General features: G+C 72.9%; 21 protein-coding genes. 10 read left to right on the forward strand and 11 right to left on the reverse strand.

Annotated features, from left to right (window positions below):
* Positions 1-20 precede the first annotated feature (20 nt).
* On the reverse strand, positions 21-614 hold the full coding sequence (locus E5083_RS26670; RefSeq protein WP_135788216.1) for a TetR/AcrR family transcriptional regulator: 594 nt from the start codon (positions 612-614) through the stop codon (positions 21-23).
* Between the two features lie 97 nt (positions 615-711).
* A complete protein-coding gene (locus E5083_RS26675; protein WP_135788217.1) occupies positions 712-1485 on the reverse strand; it encodes an SDR family oxidoreductase in 774 nt (257 codons plus the stop codon).
* A gap of 184 nt (positions 1486-1669) precedes the next feature.
* On the opposite strand from E5083_RS26675, the gene E5083_RS26680 reads away from it, so the two are divergent.
* On the forward strand, positions 1670-2911 hold the full coding sequence (locus E5083_RS26680) for an exo-beta-N-acetylmuramidase NamZ family protein (protein WP_135788218.1): 1242 nt from the start codon (positions 1670-1672) through the stop codon (positions 2909-2911).
* Positions 2912-2951: 40 nt separating this feature from the next.
* Here E5083_RS26680 and E5083_RS26685 read toward each other — a convergent pair whose 3' ends face one another.
* Entirely contained in the window at positions 2952-5744 is a 2793-nt protein-coding gene (locus tag E5083_RS26685) for a penicillin acylase family protein (protein ID WP_135788219.1), read from the reverse strand.
* Positions 5745-6000: 256 nt separating this feature from the next.
* On the opposite strand from E5083_RS26685, the gene E5083_RS26690 reads away from it, so the two are divergent.
* Both E5083_RS26690 and E5083_RS26695 read left to right on the forward strand, forming a co-directional pair.
* Positions 6001-6603, forward strand: coding sequence for a hypothetical protein (locus E5083_RS26690; RefSeq protein ID WP_135788220.1), 603 nt, complete (start codon positions 6001-6003; stop codon positions 6601-6603).
* Positions 6604-6617: 14 nt separating this feature from the next.
* Positions 6618-7343: a 3-keto-5-aminohexanoate cleavage protein gene (locus E5083_RS26695; RefSeq protein ID WP_167513641.1), complete on the forward strand. Its 726-nt coding sequence runs from the start codon at positions 6618-6620 to the stop codon at positions 7341-7343.
* Here the strand turns inward: E5083_RS26695 and E5083_RS26700 are convergent.
* Both E5083_RS26700 and soxR read right to left on the reverse strand, forming a co-directional pair.
* The gene (locus E5083_RS26700) at positions 7328-8011 is read right to left on the reverse strand and encodes a hypothetical protein (protein ID WP_135788222.1); all 684 of its coding nucleotides are present in this window, start codon (positions 8009-8011) and stop codon (positions 7328-7330) included. The two genes, E5083_RS26695 and E5083_RS26700, sit on opposite strands and share 16 nt — an antisense overlap.
* Entirely contained in the window at positions 7998-8474 is a 477-nt protein-coding gene (gene soxR / locus E5083_RS26705; RefSeq protein WP_135788223.1) for a redox-sensitive transcriptional activator SoxR, read from the reverse strand. Before soxR ends, E5083_RS26700 begins: the two co-directional genes overlap by 14 nt.
* Positions 8475-8580: 106 nt before the next feature.
* On the opposite strand from soxR, the gene E5083_RS26710 reads away from it, so the two are divergent.
* Entirely contained in the window at positions 8581-9042 is a 462-nt protein-coding gene (locus tag E5083_RS26710; protein ID WP_031179974.1) for a MaoC family dehydratase, read from the forward strand.
* Between the two features lie 22 nt (positions 9043-9064).
* Here the strand turns inward: E5083_RS26710 and E5083_RS26715 are convergent, their stop codons facing one another.
* The 3 genes from E5083_RS26715 to E5083_RS26725 form a co-directional block, all read right to left on the reverse strand.
* A complete protein-coding gene (locus E5083_RS26715) occupies positions 9065-9688 on the reverse strand; it encodes a TetR/AcrR family transcriptional regulator (RefSeq protein ID WP_135788224.1) in 624 nt (207 codons plus the stop codon).
* Between the two features lie 59 nt (positions 9689-9747).
* Positions 9748-10059: a YiaA/YiaB family inner membrane protein gene (locus E5083_RS26720; protein WP_135788225.1), complete on the reverse strand. Its 312-nt coding sequence runs from the start codon at positions 10057-10059 to the stop codon at positions 9748-9750.
* Positions 10060-10135: 76 nt separating this feature from the next.
* On the reverse strand, positions 10136-11287 hold the full coding sequence (locus E5083_RS26725; protein ID WP_135788312.1) for an acyl-CoA dehydrogenase family protein: 1152 nt from the start codon (positions 11285-11287) through the stop codon (positions 10136-10138).
* A gap of 106 nt (positions 11288-11393) precedes the next feature.
* Between E5083_RS26725 and E5083_RS26730 the strand changes: the two genes are divergently transcribed.
* The 3 genes from E5083_RS26730 to E5083_RS26740 all read left to right on the forward strand — a co-directional run bounded on the left by E5083_RS26730 (position 11394) and on the right by E5083_RS26740 (position 13797).
* Positions 11394-12035: a TetR/AcrR family transcriptional regulator gene (locus E5083_RS26730; RefSeq protein ID WP_135788226.1), complete on the forward strand. Its 642-nt coding sequence runs from the start codon at positions 11394-11396 to the stop codon at positions 12033-12035.
* A 40-nt stretch (positions 12036-12075) separates the two neighbouring features.
* Positions 12076-12789 (forward strand): ArsR/SmtB family transcription factor, encoded by a 714-nt coding sequence (locus E5083_RS26735; RefSeq protein WP_135788227.1) that lies wholly within the window; start codon positions 12076-12078, stop codon positions 12787-12789.
* A 75-nt stretch (positions 12790-12864) separates the two neighbouring features.
* Complete coding sequence (locus tag E5083_RS26740) at positions 12865-13797, forward strand: DMT family transporter (RefSeq protein WP_135788228.1); 933 nt, start codon at positions 12865-12867, stop codon at positions 13795-13797.
* Positions 13798-13801: 4 nt separating this feature from the next.
* On the opposite strand, the gene E5083_RS26745 is transcribed toward E5083_RS26740, so the two are convergent.
* From E5083_RS26745 to E5083_RS26755, 3 genes are all read right to left on the reverse strand, one after another.
* Entirely contained in the window at positions 13802-14884 is a 1083-nt protein-coding gene (locus tag E5083_RS26745; protein ID WP_135788229.1) for a zinc-binding dehydrogenase, read from the reverse strand.
* A 76-nt stretch (positions 14885-14960) separates the two neighbouring features.
* Positions 14961-17219 (reverse strand): molybdopterin oxidoreductase family protein, encoded by a 2259-nt coding sequence (locus E5083_RS26750; RefSeq protein ID WP_135788230.1) that lies wholly within the window; start codon positions 17217-17219, stop codon positions 14961-14963.
* A gap of 104 nt (positions 17220-17323) precedes the next feature.
* Positions 17324-17947: a TetR/AcrR family transcriptional regulator gene (locus E5083_RS26755; RefSeq protein ID WP_244317668.1), complete on the reverse strand. Its 624-nt coding sequence runs from the start codon at positions 17945-17947 to the stop codon at positions 17324-17326.
* 197 nt (positions 17948-18144) lie between these two features.
* On the opposite strand from E5083_RS26755, the gene hmgA reads away from it, so the two are divergent.
* The 3 genes from hmgA (at position 18145) to E5083_RS26770 (ending at position 21475) form a co-directional block, all read left to right on the forward strand.
* Positions 18145-19458 (forward strand): homogentisate 1,2-dioxygenase, encoded by a 1314-nt coding sequence (hmgA, locus tag E5083_RS26760; protein WP_135788232.1) that lies wholly within the window; start codon positions 18145-18147, stop codon positions 19456-19458.
* Positions 19459-19532: 74 nt separating this feature from the next.
* Positions 19533-20282: a GntR family transcriptional regulator gene (locus E5083_RS26765; RefSeq protein ID WP_135788233.1), complete on the forward strand. Its 750-nt coding sequence runs from the start codon at positions 19533-19535 to the stop codon at positions 20280-20282.
* Positions 20283-20338: 56 nt separating this feature from the next.
* A complete protein-coding gene (locus E5083_RS26770; protein WP_341869888.1) occupies positions 20339-21475 on the forward strand; it encodes a type ISP restriction/modification enzyme in 1137 nt (378 codons plus the stop codon).
* Positions 21476-21485 lie beyond the last annotated feature (10 nt).

A 21485-nucleotide genomic window follows, 5' to 3' on the forward strand; every position in this document is an offset into this window, starting at 1 on the left:
GGCGCCCCTTACGCGTGTGGTCAGGGGCGCAGGGCGCGCAGCAGGAGGTCGGCGAGGTGGTCGGCTACCTGCTGCGGGGTGAGCGGGCCCTTGGGGCGGTACCAGGTGGAGAGGTGGTGGACCGAGCCGAAGTGGTAGTCCACGACGAGGTCGGCCGGGGTGGCGGTGGAGAACACGCCCTCGCGCTGGCCCTCCTCGATGAGCGCGCGGAACCGTTCGTGGTAGCGGCGGCGTTCGGCGCGGACCTGCTTGTTCTTCTCCGGGCTGAGGTGGTGCATCGAGCGGAAGAAGATCATCGCGTCGTCGAGGTTGTCGATGGTGGTGACGACGACGTCGGCGGCCGCGTCCCGTACCCGCTTCTCCACCGGCTCGTCGGCGTCCGCGAAGGCGTCCAGGCGCTCCTGCTGGAGGCGGAGCACGCGCGCGTACACCTCGTGCAGGAGGTCGTCCTTGGAGCCGAAGTAGTGGTAGAGCGCGCCCTTGGTGACTCCGGCGGCCTCGACGATCTCCTGCACCGAGGTGCGGTCGTAGCCCTGGTCGGCGAAGAGGCGGGTCGCGGCGTCCAGCAGCCGCTGCGGGACGGGCGTGGCGTCTCCGTCCGTGGTCCTGGGCACTGCCGCCACCTGCCTTTCCGTCGGGTCGCCGACTGTCGTCACTCGCGCGGGAACGGTGTCCCGCCGGAGGATCTTCCCATCCCGCGCCGGGGCCGGGTCAGCGGGAGTCCTCCCAGGCGCGCTGGAGCCGGTTCATACCGCCCAGCCACTTGTCCGGGTGGGCCGCGCGGGCCTGGTAGTACTCGGCCACCTCGGGGTGCGGCAGGATCAGGAAGCGGTCCTCGGCCATGCCCGCGAAGAGGGCGTCGGCGACCTCGTCCGGTTCGATCGCGGTCGGCTGGAGCACCAGGTCGCCGGCGCTGCCGGTGGCGGCCAGCATGTCGGTGCGCACGCCCTGCGGGCAGATGGCGTGCACCTTGACGCCCCGGTGGCGGTAGGTGAGGGACAGCCACTCGGCGAAGGCCAGCGCGCCGTGCTTGGTGACGCTGTAAGAGGGAGCGCCGATCATGGTGAGCAGTCCGGCGGCGGAGACGGTGGAGACGAACCGGCCGCCGCCGTTCTGAAGCCAGTCGGGCAGCAGGTCGTGGGCGGCGCGGACGTGGGCCATCACATTGACGTCCCAGGACACCGCCCAGGAGCGCTCGTCCAGCGGGCCGCCGGGGGTGCCGTCCTCGAAGGCGACGCCCGCGTTGGCGCAGTACACGTCGATGGTGCCGCCGAGCGCCGCGCGGGCCTCGGCGACGATGCCGGAGGCGTCGCCGGGTACGGCGGTGGCGCCGATCTCGTCGGCCACCGCCTTGGCCTTGTCGGCGTCGAGGTCGTTGACGACGACCCGGGCGCCCTCGGCGGCGAACCGGCGGGCGAGCGCGGCCCCGATTCCTCCGCCCGCCCCGGTGACGACGACTCCGGCGTCCTGCACGGCTTCCACCAGCGGCCTCCTTCGAGCTGTGGCTGTGCGCGGCGGTCCCGCCGCCGCGGCGCCAGACTAACCAGTCGGTATGCCGGAGGGAAGGGGAATCCCCGACCGCCCCCCGGTCCGGCGCGTTCCCTGGCGGCCCGGCAGGCGCTAGCGTCCCCGTGGTCATGACACCCGCCGCGCTCACGGAGGTCCCCGTATGACGCTGTCCAGACGGAGCATGCTCGCCACCACCGCCACGGCCGCCGTCGGCGCCGGGGTCCCGGCCCCCGCCTCGGACGCCGGCGCCGGGCACCGGGTGCGCACCGGGTTCGAGCGGCTGGCCGCCGACGGCTACGCGCTGCTGGCCGGCCGGAAGGCCGGGATCGTCACCAACCCGACCGGGATCACCCGCGACGTCCGGCACATCGTGGACGTGATGCACGCCGACGACCGGGTGAGGCTGACCGCCGTCTTCGGCCCCGAGCACGGCTTCCGGGGCACCGCCCAGGCGGGCGGCTCGGAGGGCCGGTACGACGACCCGGCGACCGGGCTGCCGGTGTACGACACGTATCTGAAGAGCGGCCAGGCGCTCGCCGACGTCTTCACCGCCTCCGGCGTGGACACGGTCGTCTTCGACATCCAGGACGCGGGCGCCCGCTTCTACACGTACATCTGGACGCTGTACGACTGCATGGAGGCGGCGGCGCTCGCGGGCAAGCGGTTCGTGGTGCTGGACCGGCCGAATCCGGTGACCGGGCGGGCGGCTCTGGGGCCGGTGCTGCACGAGGAGTTCGCCACGTTCGTCGGCCGGCGGCCGATCGCGCAGGCGCACGGGATGACGGTGGCGGAGCTGGCCCGGCTGTTCAACGGGGAGTTCCTGGACAGGCCGGTGCCGCTGGAGACGGTGACCATGACCGGCTGGCGGCGCGGGATGTTCTTCGGCGACTGCGGGCTGCCCTGGGTGCCGCCGAGCCCCAACATGCCGACCCCGGACACCGCCCTGGTGTACTCCGGGACCTGTCTGTTCGAGGGCACCAACCTCTCCGAGGGCCGGGGCACCACCCGCCCCTTCGAACTCCTCGGCGCGGAGGGCATCGACGGGCACTGGGCGGCGGAGGCGAACAAGGCGGGGCTGCCGGGGGTGCGGTTCCGGGAGGCGTACTTCGCGCCGACGTTCTCCAAGTTCCAGGGCAAGACGGTCGGCGGGGTGCAGCTCCATGTGCACGATCCGGCCGCCTTCGACCCGGTGCTCACCGGCGTGGCGCTGCTGGTCACCGCACGGCAGGTGTGGGACGGCTTCGCCTGGCGGTCGGACAACTGGATCGACAAGCTCACCGGTTCCGAGCAGGTGCGCACGATGATCGACGCCGGGGCCGGGGCGGACGAGGTGGCGGCCGCCTGGCACGGGGAGCTGGCGGCGTTCCGGCGGACGCGGGCGAAGTACCTGATGTACCGCTGAGCGTGGCGGCCCCCGGACGGGAGCCGCCGCTCACGGGCCGTCAGCGGTGCGAGGTGTACTCCACGACCTGCTGGTAGGTCGGCCGGTTCTGCCAACTGATGGTGCCGTGCTTGATGCCGCCCAGGGTGCGCTGCTGGATCGAGTCGGCGCACCACTGGTCCCCGGCCGAGCACAGGTCGTCGCCCGGGTAGACCTGCGCGGCGGTGAGCCCGGCCGCCTGCTTCAGCGTGCCGAGCAGGGCGTCCCGGCAGGCGGCGAGGCTGCCGTCGCCGCAGTACTTGCGGGCCAGACCGCCCTGTACGGGCTCACCGAGCACCGCCCGTATGTCCTTGTCGACATAGCTCCACCAGCCGTACTGGAAGGAGCTTCCGGCGTGCGAGCCGGTCGGGCCGTGCCCCGCGGAGGGCGCCTCGTCCACGGGGAGGTTGGCGGTGAAGGCGCCGTACAGGTCACTGCCCAGGCCGGGTTCGAACTCGGCCTTCACCAGCAGGGGCCACCAGGCGTCCAGGATGCGGATCGCGTCGGCGTCGGCGTACTTCTTCGACCCCGCCGAGGTCTCGGTGCGCCTGGCACCCGCGGTCAGCCAGGTCTGGAGCTTGGTCGCGGCCGCCGCTGCCGTCGGGTCGCTCACCGGCGCGGAGTTGACGACCTTCAGCAGCCCCGGCAGCACGTCCTCGGCCCGCAGGTCGGCCAGGGCCGCGTCCGCCATCGCCTGGACCAGCTTGGTCCGGGTGACCCCGCCCTGCGCGACCAGCTTGCTCACCCGGTCGTCGAGGAGATCGCCCCGGTGCACCGAGCCCTCGCCCCAGGGCGCGGCGGTGTACGCCTCGGCCTGCTTGTTGTTCCAGGAGATGTAGTAGTCCTGGTCGATGGAGTTGGGGTGTTCGCTCGGCGGGGTGTAGTCGGCGGTGTTGGCGGCCGGGTCCCAGTTCCGCCACTCGTAGGCCGGCTGGGCCCACACCGGGAACTCGGCGTCGACACCGGCCGCGCGGACCGGGTTGTCGCCGCTGTTGTAGTACGCGGTGTGCGCGGAGTCGGCGTAGAACCAGTTGAAGGTGAAGTTGATGTGCTGGGCGGCCTTCTGGAAGTCCTCGGGGCCCTTCACATAGCCGGGGTCGTTGAGCATCTGGAAGCCGATGATGGAGTCGGCCTCGTGCAGGTAGGAGGAGCGCAGGGTGGTGTAGGCGACCTTCTTGCCGCCGACGGTCGCCCGGTACTGCACGGGTCCGTACTTGGTGCGCCACACGCGCATGGCGTACGAACCGGCGGCGGTGCCGTCGGCCACGGTGGGCTTCCAGGCGTTCTTCCGCTCGACCTGCTCCATCGCGGTGCAGGTGCCCCGGTAGAGGTAGTGGTGGTCGTCCTGGCACAGCTCGACGGCGTAGGTGTCGATGATGTCCTGGCCGGAGGTGGTGGCGCTCCAGGAGTAGTCCTGGCCGCGGCCGAGTTCGACGTACATGCTCAGGCCCGCGAAGGAGGCGCCGCGGGCGCTGATGCCGGGGCCCTGGATCTCCTGGAGCATCAGGAGCTGCGGGGCGAAGTAGCCGGTCTGCGGGCCGAAGACGGCGACCGGGTGGCCGCTCGCGGTGTGCTTGCCGCTGACCACGAGGGCGTTGGACATGCCGCGCCGGGCGGAGCTGAGCGTGTCCTTGGCGACGGCGGTGGAGGAGTTCTTGGCGCTCGCGCTGCCCGCGCTGCCGGTGCGGTCGTAGACCAGCGGCTCCTGGGTGACCGAGCCGGCGTCCGGCAGGGCCCGGCCCTGGGGGCTGTCGGGGCGGGTGGCGTAGGGGAAGCGCTGTCCGTCGTGGAGGGTGAGGACGGCCTCGGGGTCGTTCCGCTCGCGGAAGGACTCCCAGACGCGGGTGCCCTCTTCGACGCCGTACTTGGACTGGGCGGCGATCAGGGAGAGGGCGTTGTTCACCTCGCCGCCCCCGCCGGAGCCGAACAGGGTGCCGACGACCGAGGCGAGCGCCACCAGGTCGGTGACCTTGAAGTGGTCGATGGTGCCGGCGTTGGTGATGGAGTCCTTGTGGCCGGTGAGGACGTACTCGCCGGGGAAGTAACGGCCGCTGTCGGAGGCGTCGATGTAGGCGTTGATGCCGTCCAGGTAGGCGGTGACGTCGGCGAGGGCCTGCTGTCCGCGCTCGCCGTTACGGGCCACAGCGCCGTCGATCTGGGCCTGGAGGTCGGCCTCGGTGTAGGGCGCCTGGCGGTAGAACTCCTGCTCCAGGCCCTGGTTGGCGGGGGCACCGCCGGCGAAGCCGGTCAACTGGCCCCGGCCGACGTGCCGGAACACGTCCATCAGCCAGAGCCGGTCCTGTCCGGCCGCGTATCCGGCGCCGAACTCGGTGCCGTAGCGGGTGGTGCCGGTGATGTGGGGCACGCCGGTCTTCTTGTCCCGGACGATCGTGACGTCGGTGCGTCCGGCGGGCTTCTCGGTGGAGGCGATCTGGCCGGCGGGGACGCCGAAGGAGGCGTCGTTGAAAAAGTTGTTGATCTTCGCGTCGGTCAGGCCGGGGTGGCCGGTGGCGAGATTCGCGTAGGGGCCGAGCTGGTCCTCGGCGTGCGCCGGCTGGGTGCCGAAAGCCTGGTTGAGCAGGATCTGCGCCAGGGTGGCATTGCCGTTCTCACCCGGCGGAAGGATGTCCGAACACTGGCCGGAACAGTAGTCGTTCGCCGCGGTGGGAGCGCTGGTGGCGGCCGCCGCCTGACCGAGCGGTGAAAGACAACCCGCGATCAGGACGCATATCGAGGCCGTCTTCAGGAACCCGGAGAGTGTGCGAGGAGTTCTGAGTCTGTCGGACAACACGTTACGTGGGGTGCGCCGTGGCATGGCAGCTCCTCCCGACGGGGGTGGGCCGGACGTTACCGCCGGTATCCCCGCGAACGAAGGTGAACATGCGTCAAGTTCCGCGGCCACTCAGGCCGGTGCCCGGCGGTCAACACGGAACGCGTTATGGGAGGGCATCGGAAATCGGATGGAGCCGGATCGGCCCGCGACACGTCTATCCGGCGACGTCGCGCGACAGCCGTACGGCGACGCCGAGGTGACCGAAGAGCGGACACAGGTGTGACGGAGGTGCAGGGCGATGGCCGGATTCCGAAGTCTGGCGAGACAGGTGCGCGATCCGCGATGCGATCTGGCGCTGCGGCGCTACTCACTACGCAAGTGCCTGGAGCGGTTCGCTCCTTACGGGCACCGGGCGACCTGGGACCATCTGTGCGGGCGGGCCGGTTTCGGCCCGGAGGACCGCTCCCCCGACCCGGCGCGGCTCGTGGCCGCACTGGTGGAGCTGGAGCAGGCGCGCGCGGTGTGGCTGACCTATGAGGCCGATTTCGCGGAACGCCGGAAGAAGGAGAAGCACGACGGCCTGCGCAGGCCGGGCAGTGTCGACGACTGGCACCGGATGACCTGGGGCGGCTTCGGTGTCGCCTGGTGCGACGACCCGCGGCTGCACCCCCGTGAGCCGCTGGCCGACGTACTGCACCGGCTCATCAGTGCCCTGGAGCGCCGGCCGGGCTCGGTGTGCCCGGTGTGCGACGGCGAGCGGCTGGTGTGGCGGCACGGCCTCGATCACGAGCCGTCGGCCGGGCCCGTGTGCGCCGACTGCGGCATCCTGGTGCCGCGCCCGGTGCTCACCGAGGGCGCGCTGGCCTCGGCCCGGCGGGAGCGGCTGCTGATGTCGGCCTGACCGGGCACCATGGTGTGGTGCAGGTCTGTCTGAACGGGAGCAGAGCGGCGGCGGACGGGGCGCAAGTCCCGCTGACGCCGGATGAGTTGGCGCGGTCGGCGGCGGAAGCGGTCGCCGCCGGGGCCACGGAGGTGCATGTGCATCCCCGGACGCCGTGCGGGCGGGAGTCCCTGTCCGCACGCGTCGTCGGGCCCGTGGTGGAGGCGCTGCGCGAGCGGGCCGGGGTGCCGGTCGGGGTGACCACCGGCGCCTGGGCCGAGCCCGGTCCGGCCACGCGGCTGGAGCGGGTGCGCTCCTGGCCGGTGCTGCCCGACTTCGCCTCGGTCAACTGGCACGAGCCGGGCGCCGAGGAGCTGGCCGGGCTCCTGCTGGCCCGGGGCGTCGGCGTGGAGGCGGGCATCTGGTCCGGCACGGAGGGCCCGGCGCGCTTCGCGGCCTCACCCCTGGGGCCGCGCGTCCTGCGGGTACTGGCGGAGGTGACGGACACCGACCCGGCGACCGCCGAGGCGTCCGCCCACGCCCTGCTGACCTCCCTCGGCCCGGCCCACGGCCGCCCCGTCCTGCTGCACGGCGAGGACGGCGGCGCGTGGCCGGTACTGCGACTGGCCGGCCGGCTGGGGCTGGCGACGCGCATCGGGCTGGAGGACACGCTGCTCCTGCCCGATGGCCAACGTGCGCTGTCCAACGCCCAGTTGGTGGCGGCGGGGCTGGTGGAGCACGGGGGTCAGCGGGACCAGTAGGGGTCGTTCCAGCGAGTGTCGTACGGCAGGGCGAGGAGGGCCGTGCGGTCGGCGAGGTCGGTCAGGCCGAGGGGGCGGAGGCGGGCGGGGGCGTGGGCGCCGAGCCAGGTCTGGAGTTCGGTGAGGGTGGCGGCAGGGGGTTCCCAGAGGAAGCCCGGCCGGCGGTCCAGCATCAGGTCGTCCAGCCACTGCTCCACGCAGGTGGCGAGATGGGCGTCCGCCTCGGGGCCGGGTGACCAGTCGGCGAGTGGGCCGGTGACTTCGCCGAGGATCGCGCAGGCGGTCTCGAACAGGTCCGGGACCAGGTAGGGCGGCTCGGCGGTGATGAGCGTCGCCCGCCACCAGGCGCGTACGAACGTCTCGACCGCCCGTGCCTGCGGGCCGGGCCAGGACCGCCAGTCCGCCTGGCTGAGGCCGTGCGGCGCGTACCCGTCGTCCTTCAGGGTGCCGTCGGCCATGGCGTGTGCGCACTGGGGCAGCAGGCGGCGCATCGCGGCCTCGTGGTCGATGAAATGGTGCGCGCCCTTGTACAGGAAGCGGTTCAGCAGCTCAGGTGGCACAGGGGAGTTGGGGGTACGCAGGTGAGCGGAGTTCTCGGCCGGGCTCGCCTCGCCGTTGAAGACCACGTCGATCTCCGCGAGCGCGGCGGTGAGTTCAGGGGTGTGCACGCGGCCCCCGCTCCTCCCGCATCAGGCGGGACCCGGGGCCGCGCTCGCCGAACACGTCGTCCGGGTTGGACAGGACGCAGGTGGCCAGGGAGAGGCAGCCGCAGCCGATGCAGTCGGTGAGGTGGTCGCGCAGCCGGTTGAGCTGGTTGATCCGGTCGTCCAGCTCCGAGCGCCACGCCTCGGAGAGCCGGGCCCAGTCCGCGCGGGTCGGGGTGCGCTCCTCGGGCAGCTCGGCGAGGGCCTCGCGGATGGTGGCGAGCGGGATGCCGACCCGCTGGGCGGCGCGTACGAAGGCGACCCGGCGCAGGGTGTCGCGGGTGTAGCGGCGCTGGTTGCCGGAGGTGCGGCGGCTGCTGATCAGGCCCTTGGACTCGTAGAAGTGCAGGGCGGAGACGGCAGCGCCGCTGCGCGCGGACAACTGGCCTACGGTCAGCTCGTGGATCTTCTCGGGAAGCTGGGGCACCGTCCCGAGCCTACCGACCCACCGGGCCGGACGAGCCGTTGACAGGCGCCGCCCACCCCACCATGCTAAGCAGTTGCTTAGACTTACGACGCGAGAGGCCGGGATCATGGCAGAACCGAGGACCTTCCACTCCCCCGACGAGCTGAAGGCGGCCGTGGGCGAGCAGCTCGGCCACACCGACTGGCTGGAGGTCGACCAGAAGCGGATCGACCTGTTCGCGGAGGCCACCGGGGACCACCAGTGGATTCACGTGGACCCGGAGAAGGCGGCCCAGGGCCCCTTCGGCACCACCATCGCGCACGGCTACCTCACCCTCTCGCTGCTCCCCCTGTTCGGACCGCAGCTCATCGCGGTCGAGGGCGTGAAGATGGGCGTCAACTACGGCACCAACAAGGTCCGCTTCCCCGCCCCGGTGCCGGTCGGCTCCCGGCTGCGCTCCACGGCGGTGATCACGAACGTGGAGGACGTACCGGGCGGGGTCCAGGTGTCGGTCGCCTTCACCGTGGAGCGCGAGGGCGGCGACAAGCCGGTGTGCGTGGCGGAGTCGGTGTCCCGCTACTACTTCTGATCCCGGAGCGCGGGCGTCGGGGTCAGTGGGCCCCGACCATCCGCAGGACGAGGCCCGCGTACAGCTCGCCGACCTGCTCGGGGGTGCGCGGGCCGTCCACGTTGAACCAGCGGGCCACGTCGATGCAGAGCGACAGGATGGCGAGCGTGGTGCCCTGGACGTCGGGCACGTCGAACTCGCCGGCGGCCACGCCGTCCTCGATGATCCCGCGCACCTCGGCGTCCACCTGACGGCGCAGTGCGACGATCTCGGCGCGGGCGTCCGGGCCGAGCGCGTCCAGCTCGTACTGCACGACCCGCGCGGTGGTGCGGCGCCCCGCGTGCCAGCGGACGAAGGAGCTGACGCCGTCCGCGAGCCGCTCGGCGGCCGTGCCGTCGCCGCGTGCGGCGGTGCGCAGGATGTCGAGCGCCTTGTCGTGACCGATGCGGCTGATCCGGTGGAGCAGCTCTTCCTTGGTCTTGTAGTGGATGTAGAGCGCGGCCGGGCTCATCCCGGCGCGGCCCGCGATGTCGCGGGTGGTGGTCGCGTGGTAGCCGCGCTCGGCGAAGGCTTCCACGGCGGCGACGAGCAGCCGCCGGGCCGCGTCCGGGGTCACCTCGGCCCACGCGTCGGCCTCGCCGCCGACCGTCTCCTCCGCCGTACTCATCGCTCGCCCCTCCTCGGATGACAGGAGGCACCACCATACCGCCGAAGGTGAGCGCCCGCTTAGCGAGACTGCTGCCGGGGGTCGGGGGTCTTGCGGTACGGGTCGTGGGAGGTGAGGAGTTCCTCCATGCGGGCCTGGTCGACTCTGCTGACGATCTCGCCGGCCTCCTGTCTGTCCCGGATCACCTTGGCGAGGGTGAAGGCGGAGGTGACGAGGTAGAGGACGGCGATGGCGAGGAAGCCGCGCACCCAGGCGTTGGCGTCCAGCCGGTAGATGCCGATCGCGGTGGCCGTCATGGCGACGGCGAAGGAGGCGACGGCCTGTCCGTAGAAGGCGGCCGTGCTCTGCTGCTTGACGGGTGTGTCGCTCATGGCACGAGTCTCGGCGGAGGCGGCGCGGGCCACATCCGCCGAGGTACTCAGTACCCGTACTCAGAAAGGCTCAGCCTCAGAAAGCTGAAACACCGGTCAGCGCGCGGCCGATGAGCAGCTTCTGGATCTGGCTGGTGCCCTCGTACAGCGTCATCACGCGGGCGTCGCGCAGCAGCTTGCCGACCGGGTACTCGTCGATGTAGCCGTAACCCCCGAACACCTGAAGGGCGTTGGAGGCGGCGCGCACCGCGGCCTCGGAGGCGAACAGCTTGGCCTTGGAGGACTCGGTGGCGAACGGCTCGCCCCGGTCGATCAGGTCGGCCACCCGCCAGGTCAGCAGCCGGGCGGCGTCCACGTCCACGGCGATGTCGCTGATCAGCTCCTGCACCAACTGGTGCCGGGCGATGGAGGTGCCGAACTGCTCGCGCTCACCGGCATATTGCACGGCCGCGTCCAGGGCGGCCTGGGCTATGCCGACACAGCCCGCGGCGACCGACATCCGGCCCTTGGCGAGCGCGGACATGGCGACGGAGAAGCCCTTGCCCTCGGCGCCGATCATCGCGGAGGCGGGCACCCGCACGTCCTCCAGCACCAGTTCGGCGGTGGCCTGGCCGCGCAGGCCGAGCTTGCCGTGGATGGTGCGGCGGGTGAGGCCGGGGGTGTCGGTCGGGACGAGGAAGGCGGAGACGCCCTTGTGGCCGGGGGCGTCGGTGGAGCGGGCGAAGAGCAGCACGACGTCGGCCCAGGTGCCGTTGGTGATGAACATCTTGGTGCCGCTGAGTACGTAGTCCTCGCCGTCCCGTACGGCCCGCGTGCTCAGATTGCCCGCGTCCGAGCCGGTGCCGGGCTCGGTGAGGCCGAAGCAGCCGATCAGCTCGCCGGAGGTCAGCCCCGGCAGCCAGCGCCGCTTCTGCTCCTCGTTCCCCCAGGCCGCGACGGACTTGGCGACCAGGCCGAGGGAGACGGAGACGATCCCGCGCACGGAGGAGTCGCCGCGCCCCAGTTCCTCGGTGACCAGGCAGTACGCGAGATGGTCGCCGCCGGAGCCGCCGTACTCCTCGTCGATGGTCAGGCCGAGGAAGCCGACCTCGCCGAGCTTCTTCACGATGCCCCGGTCGACCTCCTCGGCACGGTCCCAGGCGGTGACGTGGGGGGCGATCTCGCGCTCCACGAAGTCACGGGCAAGCTGCCGTACGGCCGCCTGTTCCTCGCTCAGGCCCAGGTTCACCACGCGATCACCCCACACGGCCTCAGCGGGAACCCCTAAGGCCCTTGAAAGACGTACATTTAAATTAGCAGTGCTAGTTTCCGCTCGCAGCCCTACTATGTGCGCCATGGCCCGACCGCGCAAGCCCCTGCTCAGCACCGACCGGATCGTGCGGACGGCACAAGCCCTCGTGGACGCGGAGGGGCTCCAGGCCGTCTCCACCCGGCGGCTCGCCGCCGAACTCGGGGTGAGCGGGCCCTCGCTCTACAACCACTTCCGCACCAAGGACGAGATCCTGGAGGCGGTCGCGGACTCGGTGAGCGCGCAGGTCGACCTGTCGATGTTCGAGGATGGCCGGGACTGGCGGACCGCGCTGCACGACTGGGCCGTCTCCTACCGGTCCGCGCTGCGCGACCACCCCAACATCGTCCCGGTCCTCGCGCGCGGCCCCGGCCGCCGTCCGGCCGGGCTGCGGCTGGCGGACGCGGTGTACGGCGGGATGGTCGACGCGGGCTGGTCCCCGGCGCAGGCGACCTCGATCGGCGCGCTGATGCGGTACTTCGTGATGGGCTCCGCACTCAGCTCCTTCGCGGGCGGTTTCGTGGACGACGCGAGCGCCTACGACCCCGCCGACTATCCCCACCTCGGGCAGGCGCACCTCCTCGCCGAGCAGCAGGAGAAGATCGACGAGCGCGCCTTCGAGGTGGGGCTCGCGGCGTTGCTGGCCGGTCTTGAGGGGCAGTACGGTCAGCCGGAGCCCCGGCCATGATTCGGTGGGCGCCGAAGTGTCCGTGCCGCATGCTGGGCACATGACCGCCAGCGAACCGTGCGCCGCCGCTCTCGCCTCGCTCGCCGCGCTGCTCGCCGACGAGACGCGGGCGGGCTGTCTGCTGGCCCTGCTGGACGGGCGGGCATGGACCGCCGGAGAACTCGCCCGGCACGTCCGGGTCGCGCCCTCGACACTCACCGAGCATCTGAACCGGCTGGTCGCGGGCGGCCTGCTCGTGACGGAACGCCAGGGGCGGCACCGCTACGTCCGGCTGGCCGACCCGCGCGCCGCGCAGCTCGTCGAGGATCTGGCGGCGCATCTGCCGCAGGACGTGGTGGTCCAGGTCCCGCGCACCCTGCGGGAGGTCCGTACCCAGTCCGCGTTGGCGCGCGGGCGCACCTGCTACGACCATCTCGCCGGCCGGCTGGGCATCGCGGTCACCGACGCGCTGACCTCGCGCGGGCTGCTGCGCCAGGACACCGGGTTCGCGCTGACCGACGAGGGGCTCGCCTGGTTCGGCGAGGCGGGCATCGCCGTGGACCGTTCCACCCGGCGCCCGCTGGCCCGTTCCTGCCTGGACTGGACGGAGCGGCGCCCGCATCTGGGGGGCGCGGCGGGGGCGGCGCTGTGCCGGCACGCGCTGGACGCCGGGTGGTGCGCCCGCGTGGGCTCGGGGCGCGCGGTACGGGTGACGGCCGCCGGGGAGCAGGCGCTGGCGGAGCTGCTGGGCATCGACGGGCCGGCGCTGGTCTGAGACCGCCTGCCCTGTCTTTTTCACCTCCTTTCACCTCTTTTCACTGAGTTGTCACCGAGTCGATCGAGGAGTCCGATGGACCTCAGTCCGCGTCATCGTCTGCTGCCCGCGGCCGCCGCCGTGGTCACCGTGCTGCTGTGGGCGTCCGCCTTCGTGGTGATCCGCACCGCCGGTGACGCCTACTCGCCGGGCGCGCTGGCGCTCGGCCGCCTGCTCGCGGGCGGCCTCACCCTGGCCGTGCTGTGCGCGATACGGCGGGAGGGCTGGCCGCCGCGCGGCGCCTGGCCCGGCATCCTGGTGTCCGGGGTGCTCTGGTTCGGCTTCTACATGGTGGCCCTGAACTGGGGCGAGCAGCGAGTGGACGCGGGTACGGCGGCCCTGGTGGTGAACGTCGGCCCGCTGCTGATCGCCCTGTTCGCCGCCCGGTTCCTCGGCGACCCGATGCCGCCCCGGCTGCTGGCGGGCATGGCGGTGTCGTTCACCGGCGCTGTGATCGTGGGCCTGTCGATGTCGGCCGGGGGCGGCGGCTCCTCGGTGCTCGGGGTGGTGGCCTGCCTGCTGGCGGCGGTCGCGTACGCGGCCGGTGTGGTCGCGCAGAAGCCCGCCGTGGCCCGCGCGAGCGCCCTCCAGGTGACGACGTTCGGCTGCCTGATCGGCGCGGCGGCCTGCCTGCCCTTCACCGGCCAACTGATCTCGGAGGCGTCCCACGCCCCCGTGTCGGCCACGCTGGGCATGGTCTACCTCGGCGTCTTCCCGACGGCGCTGGCCTTCACCGCCTGGGCGTACGCCCTGGCCCGCACCAGCGCCGCCAAGCTGGGGGCGACGACGTACGCCGTCCCCGCGCTGGTGGTCGTGATGTCCTGGCTGGCCCTGGGCGAGGTCCCGGGCCCGGTGATGCTGGGCGGCGGCCTGCTCTGCCTGGCGGGCGTGGCGGTGGCCCGGTCGCGGGGTCGTACGGCGCCCGCGCAGGTGGCGGACGCGGCGCCGAGCCCGGACCGGGTGCGCTGAGTCCCTAGAACACCACCAGCGCCCGTCCACCCCGGCCCGCCAGCATGTCCTCGAACGCCGTCGGGATGTCCTTCAGGGTGATGTGTTCGGTGACCAGGGCCGAGAGGTTCAGGCGGCCCTCGCGGACGTGGGCGGCGATGGCCGGGAGGTCGCGGGCCGGGTCGGAGTTGCCGTAGACGCAGCCGGTGAGGGTGCGGCCCCAGTGGAAGATCTCCAGGGCGTTGAAGGTGACCTGCTCGTCCTTGCCGCCGATGCCGACGACCGTGGTGCGGCCGCCCCGGCGGGTGGACTCCCAGGCGGCGCGGATGCTCTGCGCGCGGCCCGCGCACTCCACCGCGACGTCGACGCCCTGCTTGCCGGTGAGGGCGCGAAGGGCGCGCGGGGTCTGCTCGTCGGCGAGGACGAAGTCGGTGGCGCCGCAGGCACGGGCCAGCTCCTCCTTGCCCGGCGAGACGTCGACGGCGATGATCCGGGCCGCGCCCGCGATCCGGGCCGCCTGGAGGGTGGCGAGCCCGACCCCGCCGACCCCGAACACGGCGACCGTCTCGCCGGGCTGGACCCGCGCCGAGTGGTGGACGGCGCCGTACCCGGTGAGGACGGCGCAGCCGAGCAGGGCCGCGTCGGTCAGCGGAACCCCCTCGGGCAGCGGCAGCGCACAGGCGGCCGGTACGACGGTCTCCTCGGCGAACGCGCCGACGTTGAGGCCGGGATGGAGTTCGGTGCCGTCGGCCGTACGGGCGTGCACGCGGGCGGCACCGTCCAGCGCGTGCCCGCACAGCCACACGTCGCCGCGCGCACAGGCCGGACAACCCCCGCACGCGGGAGCCCAGTTGAGGACGACGGGCGTACCGGGTACGAGCCCCGCCACCCCCTCCCCCACGGCGGTCACCGTGCCCGCGCCCTCATGGCCGAGCACCGCCGGGACCGGCACCCGCATGGTGCCGTTGGACAGCGACAGGTCGGAGTGGCAGACCCCGGCGGCGGCCAGGCGCACCCGCACCTGGCCGGGCCCCGGCTCGGGCAGTTCGATCCCGGTGATCTCCAGCGGTGCCCCGACGGCGGGCAGGACGGCGGCTCGTACGGTCATCGCGCGCGGTCTCCTCGGAAGCTGGGGCGACGGTACCCGGCGGGCGCGTACCCGCCGGCGCTCCAAACTAGCGGCGTTAGTTTTCCGGCGCCAGGGCTGCCGGGACGCCCGCGGGTCCGACCCGGACCGGGATGCCGTTGAGGACGGCGTTGCCGGACAGGGGATCGAGGAGGGTGCCGTCGAGGAGCTGGTTGACGTTGACGCCGGGTTCGCGGCCGGCGTGGCCCAGCCGGGTGCCGGGGCGGTCGTGGCCCCAGCCGTGCGGGAGGCTCACCACGCCGGGCCGGATGGCGTCGGTGACCTCGGCGGGCGCGGTCACCTCTCCCCCGGCGCCCTTGATCCGTACCGGTTCGCCGTCGCGTACGCCGAGGCGTGCGGCGTCCTCGGGGTGGAGGTGCAGGGTGCAGCGGTTGGTGCCGCCGGTGAGGGCGGGCACGTTGTGCAGCCAACTGTTGTTGGAGCGCAGATGGCGGCGGCCGACGAGGACGAGCCCGGTGGGCCGCTCGCGCAGGGCCTCTCGCAGCCGGGGCAGATCGGCGGCAATGGGGGCGGGCAGCAGCTCGACCTTGCCGCTGGGGGTCTTGAGCGGCTGGGGCAGGCGCGGGCGGAGCGGGCCGAGGTCGATGCCGTGCGGGTTCTCCAGCAGCCGGGCCAGGGTCAGGCCGTCGGGGCGGGCGCCGAAGCCGTCGCCGTAGGGGCCGAGGCGCAGCATCAGGTCGAGGCGGCGCTCCGGGCCGTCGGCGCCGGTGAGCCGCGCGGCCAGCTCGCGCGGGTCGCGGCCGTGGACCGGGGAGTGGGGGTCCTGGGCGGCCTTGCCGAGGGTCTGGTCGATCACCATGGTGTCGACGGCGGCCGGGTCGGCGCCGTGCATACCGCTCGCGGCGAGGATCAGCCGGGCGAGTATCTCGGTCTCGGCCATCCGGCCGGGCTCCAGCGGCACGGCGGGCCGGGTGTAACGGACCTGGTTGCGGACGGCCAGGGTGTTGAAGGCGAAGTCGTGGTGCGGGCTCTGCGCGGGCGGCGGCGGGGGCAGCACGACGTGCGCGTGGCGGGAGGTCTCGTTGAGGTAGGGATCTACGCTGACCATGAAGTCCAGCGACCCCAGGGCCTTGTCGAGCCGGTCCCCGTCGGGCGCGGACAGCACCGGGTTGGCGGCGATCACGATCAGCGCGCGCAGCGGTTCGCCCTCGGGGGTGGCGGTGTCGATCTCCTCGGCCAGCGCGGAGAGCGGCAACTCGCCCTTGGCCTCGGGCAGTCGCCGTACGCGGGAGTGCCAGCGGCCCAGGGAGAAGCCCCGGCCGGGGCCCGCCGGGCGGGGGGTGCGGTCGGTGGCGGCCTGGGGGAAGAGGGCGCCGCCGGGGCGGTCGAGGTTGCCGGTGAGGGTGTTGAGCACGTCGACCAGCCAGCTCGCCAGGGTGCCGTGCGGGACGGTGCAGCTCCCTATGCGGGCGTAGACGGCGGCGGCGGGGGCGGCGGCGAGTTCACGGGCGAGGGTGCGGATGGTGTCCGGGTCGACGTCACAGGCACCGGCGACGGACTCGGGGGTGAAGTCCGCTATCGCTTCGCGGAGTTCGGGCAGCCCGTCGACGTGCGGCGCGAGGTCCCCGAGGTCGACCAGCCCCTCCTCGAACAGCACGGTGGTCATCGCGGCGAGGAGCAGGGCGTCGGCGCCGGGGCGGATGGCGAGGTGCCGGTCGGCCAGTTTCGCAGTGCGGGTGCGGCGGGGGTCCACGACGGTGAGGGTGCCCCCGCGCGCCTTGAGCGCCTTCAGCTTGCCGGGGAAGTCGGGCGCGGTGCACAGACTCCCGTTGGACTCCAAGGGGTTGGCGCCGATCAGCAGGAGGTGGCCGGTGTGGTCGAGGTCGGGCACCGGGATGGCGTTGGCGTCGCCGAACAGCAGGCCGCTGGAGACGTGCTTGGGCATCTGGTCGACCGTGGAGGCGGTGAACAGGGAGCGGGTACGGACCGCGCCGAGCAGCACGGTGGGATAGAGGGCGCCGGCCATGGTGTGCACGTTGGGGTTGCCGAGGACCACCCCGAGGGCGTCCGCGCCGTACCGCTCCACGACCGGGCGCAGGCCGCGCGCGACGGCGTCGAACGCCTCCTCCCAACTGGCCTCGCGCAGCTCGCCGTTCTCCCGGACCAGGGGGTTGCGCAGCCGGTCGGGGTCGGCGTCCAGTGCGCCGAAGGAGGCGCCCTTGGGGCAGATGAAGCCCTTGCTGAACACATCGTCCCGGTCGCCGCGCGCGGCGGTGACGCGGGTCCCCTCGATGGTGAGGGTCAGGCCGCAGGTGGCCTCGCACAGGGGGCAGATGCGCAGGGCGGTGCGGGGCACGGGTCCTCCCGGAGGGTCGGCGGCGCTGCCGGGCGGGCTCGGCCGTACCGGCTCGGGCGAGCATACCGACCGGTAGGCATGGTGGGGAGACCTGTGCGGCCGGTTCAGTCCGCCGGGTCCAGGACGCGGCCCAGGTAGGCCCGCAGCAGCTCCCGTGTCTCGCGGATGATCGCCGGGTCGCCGTCCGGGTCGGTGCGGAAGGCGAGCTGGATGAGGGTGTCCGCGCTCTCCACGGCCACCAGCAGGACGCGGCGCAGGTCGTCGTCGAAGGTGCGGCCGAGGTAGCCGGCGATGAGGGCGCCGAGCCGGTCGGCGACGCGGGTGTTGGGCGCGGTGCTGCGGGTGCCTACCGGTATCTGGTTGCCGAAGTCCACCAGGGCGAAGCCGGGCGCGGTGCGCTTCATGCCGAGGTACTCGTCCAGGATGACATCCATCGCGGCCCGCCAGTCGCCGGGCGGCGCCTCCTTCAGCCGGGAGGTGACGTGCTCGGCGTAGTGGCGCAGGTTGCGCTGGGCGAGGGCGTCGGCCATCTGCCGCTTGTTGCCGAAGAAGCGGTACACCGAGCCGATGGGCACCCCGGCCCGCTCGGCGACCGCGCGGGTGGTCAGGGCGTCGTAACCGACCTCGTCCAGGAGGGCGGCGCAGGCGTCGAGGATTCTGGTCAGCCGTTCGGCGCTGCGCCGCTGAACGGGGGCGCGGCGGAGGGATGTCACATGGGGCACGGCCACATGATGCCTCGCCACGGGGAGGCGGAGAAGGGCGGGAGTCCTGGTACGCCCCCCGCACCGTCCCCGTACCTCCCCCGCGCGGCCGGTTCTCGCGCTCCGGCCGGGTGAAGGGCGCGTTCGCCTCTTGCGCACACCACCCGGCATTCCTACGGTGCTCCATAGGAATGCCGGAGTAGCGTGTGCGCAAGGGAGCGATCATGGCAGGGGACGCGCGGAAGACCGCCGAAGCACTGGCGTACCTGACCGGGTTCGGCAACGAACACTCCTCCGAGGCGGTGCCCGGCGCCCTGCCCGACGGCCGCAACTCACCCCAGCGCGCACCGCTCGGCCTGTACGCGGAGCAGCTCAGCGGTACGGCGTTCACCGAGCCCCGCGCCCACAACCGCCGTTCCTGGCTGTACCGCATCCGCCCCTCGGCCGCACACCCCGCCTTCACCCGCACCGCCAACGGCGCGCTCCGCACAGCCCCCTTCACCGAGACCGTGCCCGACCCCAACCGGCTGCGCTGGAGCCCGCTGCCCGAACCGCTGCCGGGCACCGACTTCCTGGCCGGCCTGTGGACGCTGGGCGGCAACGGCGACGCGACCCAGCGCAGCGGCATGGCCGTGCACCTCTATCACGCCAACTCATCGATGGAGCGCGTCTTCTCGGACGCCGACGGCGAGCTGCTGATCGTCCCCGAGCGGGGCGGCCTGCTGCTGCACACCGAGTTCGGCCGTCTCCATGTGGAACCCGCACAGGTGGCGCTCATCCCCCGTGGGGTCCGGTTCCGTGTGGAGCTGCTGGACGACTCGGCGCGGGGCTATGTGTGCGAGAACTATGGTGCGCCCTTCCGCCTCCCCGACCTGGGCCCCATCGGCGCCAACGGCCTCGCCAACGCCCGCGACTTCCGGGCACCGGTCGCCGCGTACGAGGAGGTCGAGGGCCCGGTGGAGGTGGTCAACAAGTACTGCGGCAACCTCTGGACGGCCACCTACGACCACTCCCCGCTCGACGTGGTCGCCTGGCACGGCAACTATGTGCCGTACACCTATGACCTGCGCCGCTTCAATGTGATCGGCACCATCTCCTACGACCACCCGGACCCGTCCATCTTCACCGTCCTGACCTCCCCCTCGGACACTCCGGGGCTGGCGGGCGCGGACTTCGTGGTGTTCGCCCCGCGCTGGCTGGTCGGCGAGGACACCTTCCGGCCGCCGTACTTCCACCGGAACGTGATGAGCGAGTACATGGGCCTGATCGAGGGCGCCTACGACGCGAAGGCGGAAGGGTTCGTCCCCGGCGGCGGCTCGCTGCACAACATGATGTCGGCGCACGGCCCGGACCGGGAGACCTTCGACCGGGCGAGCGCGGCCGAGCTGCGCCCGCAGCGGATCGACGACGGGCTGGCCTTCATGTTCGAGACCCGCTGGCCGATCGCCCTCACCCCGGACGCCGCCCGCGCGGACCACCTGCAGCGGGGCTACGACGACGTGTGGCGCGGACTGGAGCCGCACTTCCGCACCCCGTGACGACACCGAGTGACAACTCCCATGTGTGACCGCTCCGTTGCGCCGACCGATCCCGGACAGGTACGGATAGCCGCGTGACCTCTTTCGCCCCGGACTCGATCGTCCTGAACCGCAAGCTGCCGCTCTGGTACCAGGTGTCGCAGTCGCTACGGGCCTCCATCCTGGGCCGCTCCCCCGAGGACCCGCTGCGGCTGCCCACCGAGGAGCGGCTGGCCGGGCACTACGGGGTGAGCGTGCTGACGATGCGGCAGGCGCTGAAGGAGCTGGAGGACGAGGGGCTGATCAGCCGGCACCGGCGGCGCGGCACCTTCATCGAGCCGGGGGTGCGGCGCGGGGCGCCGGTCAGGCTGCTGGGCTCGGTGGACGCGATCGTGGCCCAGCAGTCCGGGATGACGGCCGAACTGCTGGACGTGGCGCGGGTCCCGGTGCCGCCCATGTGGGCGGAGCACTTCCCGGACCTCACCGAGGTGGCGGTCTACCACCGGCTGCGCGGGGACGCGAAGACCGGTGAGCCGACCAACCACGCCGTCAACCATGTGCGCCCGGAGCTGGCCGACCGGATCGACCCGGCCGATCTGGCCCGCTGGCCGATGACCAAGGTGCTGCGGGACGTGGTGGGCGCCGACATCAGCCGGATCACCGACACCGTGGAGGCCCGGCTCGCCGACCCGGAGACGGCCCGGCTGCTTCAGGTGCCGCTGCTGAGCCCGATCCTGCACTACACGGGGGTCACCTACGACTCCTCGGGGCGGGTGCTGGACGTGGCCGTCATCCACTACCGGGGCGACCGTTTCTCGTTCACCGTCACCCTGGAGGCGACCTGAGCGCCGCCCGTACCGCCGCCCCCGTTCCCGTACCCCGTCCGGGCCGAGGCCGTAGCATTCCGGGCGTGACGTACGAGGACGCGCCGCCGCTGGCGGACCTCATGCCGTGGTCCGTCGCACCGCTGCGGCCGGGCCGCGCCTGGCCGACGGCACCCGACCCGGCGTCCCTGAAGGCCCGCTGGGCGGCGCTGCTCGCGGCCGAGGGGGCGGAGCGGGAGGCCCTGTTCGAGCCGACCCGGTCGCGCACCGTCCACTCGGCGGTGGCGCAGTTGCCCGGCCGGAACACCGGTACCGAGCGGCTGGCGCGGGCCTCGGGGCCGTGCCCGGAGCCGGTGCGGGTGCTCGCGGCGCCGTTCGACGAGCGCTGGCTGATTCCGGACCACCGGCTGATCGACCTCGCCCGTCCGGAGCTGTGGCGGGTGGCGGACGAGCGGCAGGTGTTCGTGGTGGAGGCGGGTGCCGGGCTGCTGGCGACCTCGCTGCCGCCGACCCTCGCGGCGGGGCGCGTCCGCCCGCTGTACCGGCGTCCCGGCGGTGCCGAACCCAACCTGGCGCCGGGGCTGTTGGACGAGCTGGGCGCGCGGCTCGGCTCCCGGCCCACGGCGGCGGACGTGCTGGCGTGGACACTGGCCGCCGTCCAGGCCGACCTCACCGTGCCGCTCACCGGGGACCCCGAAGTGTGGGCGCGGGGTGTGGCGGCGGGCCGGCGCGCGCTGTGGCTGATGCGCCGGGACGGGGAGCGCCCCAAGCTGCCCGGCGGCCGCCGCCCGTACGTCCGCGCGCCGCTGCCCCCGTACCCGCGCACCCTGCGCTACGACGCCGAGGACGAGACCCTGTTCCTCGACGAGGGCCGCGTCTCCCCCGTCCCGCGCGCGGCCTGGGAGCACGAGGTGGCCGGGGTCCGCACGCTGGAAGCCTGGTTCACGGCCCGTACGACCCCCGGCGCCCCCGGCACCCTGGCCGCGATCGGCCCCCGGACCTGGCCGCAGAGCTGGACCTCGGAGCTGCTGGAGCTGATCACCGTGCTGACCCTCCTGGCCGAACTCCCCGACCCGGTACCGGTGTCGGAGCCGATCACGGCAACCGACCTACGTGCGGCCGGAGTTCTCCCACCCGCGCCCCGGTCTCGCCGCCCCGCCTCGGTCCTGGACCACCAGGAGGAGGGCCCGGAGGGACAGTTCGCCCTGCTCTAGCGAGGCGGGA

The sequence above is a fragment of the Streptomyces bauhiniae genome (assembly GCF_004784475.1).
Taxonomy (GTDB): Bacteria; Actinomycetota; Actinomycetes; order Streptomycetales; family Streptomycetaceae; genus Streptomyces; species Streptomyces seoulensis.

What these genes read in the sequence shown, in the direction of transcription:
- E5083_RS26680 (WP_135788218.1), top strand. Translation starts at nt 1,670, where the DNA reads ATGACGCTGTCCAGACGGAGCATGCTCGCCACCACCGCCACGGCCGCC.
- E5083_RS26685 (WP_135788219.1), bottom strand. Translation starts at nt 5,744, where the DNA reads ATGCCACGGCGCACCCCACGTAACGTGTTGTCCGACAGACTCAGAACT.
- E5083_RS26690 (WP_135788220.1), top strand. Translation starts at nt 6,001, where the DNA reads ATGGCCGGATTCCGAAGTCTGGCGAGACAGGTGCGCGATCCGCGATGC.
- E5083_RS26710 (WP_031179974.1), top strand. Translation starts at nt 8,581, where the DNA reads ATGGCAGAACCGAGGACCTTCCACTCCCCCGACGAGCTGAAGGCGGCC.
- E5083_RS26715 (WP_135788224.1), bottom strand. Translation starts at nt 9,688, where the DNA reads ATGAGTACGGCGGAGGAGACGGTCGGCGGCGAGGCCGACGCGTGGGCC.
- E5083_RS26720 (WP_135788225.1), bottom strand. Translation starts at nt 10,059, where the DNA reads ATGAGCGACACACCCGTCAAGCAGCAGAGCACGGCCGCCTTCTACGGA.
- E5083_RS26730 (WP_135788226.1), top strand. Translation starts at nt 11,394, where the DNA reads ATGGCCCGACCGCGCAAGCCCCTGCTCAGCACCGACCGGATCGTGCGG.
- E5083_RS26735 (WP_135788227.1), top strand. Translation starts at nt 12,076, where the DNA reads ATGACCGCCAGCGAACCGTGCGCCGCCGCTCTCGCCTCGCTCGCCGCG.
- E5083_RS26740 (WP_135788228.1), top strand. Translation starts at nt 12,865, where the DNA reads ATGGACCTCAGTCCGCGTCATCGTCTGCTGCCCGCGGCCGCCGCCGTG.
- E5083_RS26745 (WP_135788229.1), bottom strand. Translation starts at nt 14,884, where the DNA reads ATGACCGTACGAGCCGCCGTCCTGCCCGCCGTCGGGGCACCGCTGGAG.
- hmgA (WP_135788232.1), top strand. Translation starts at nt 18,145, where the DNA reads ATGGCAGGGGACGCGCGGAAGACCGCCGAAGCACTGGCGTACCTGACC.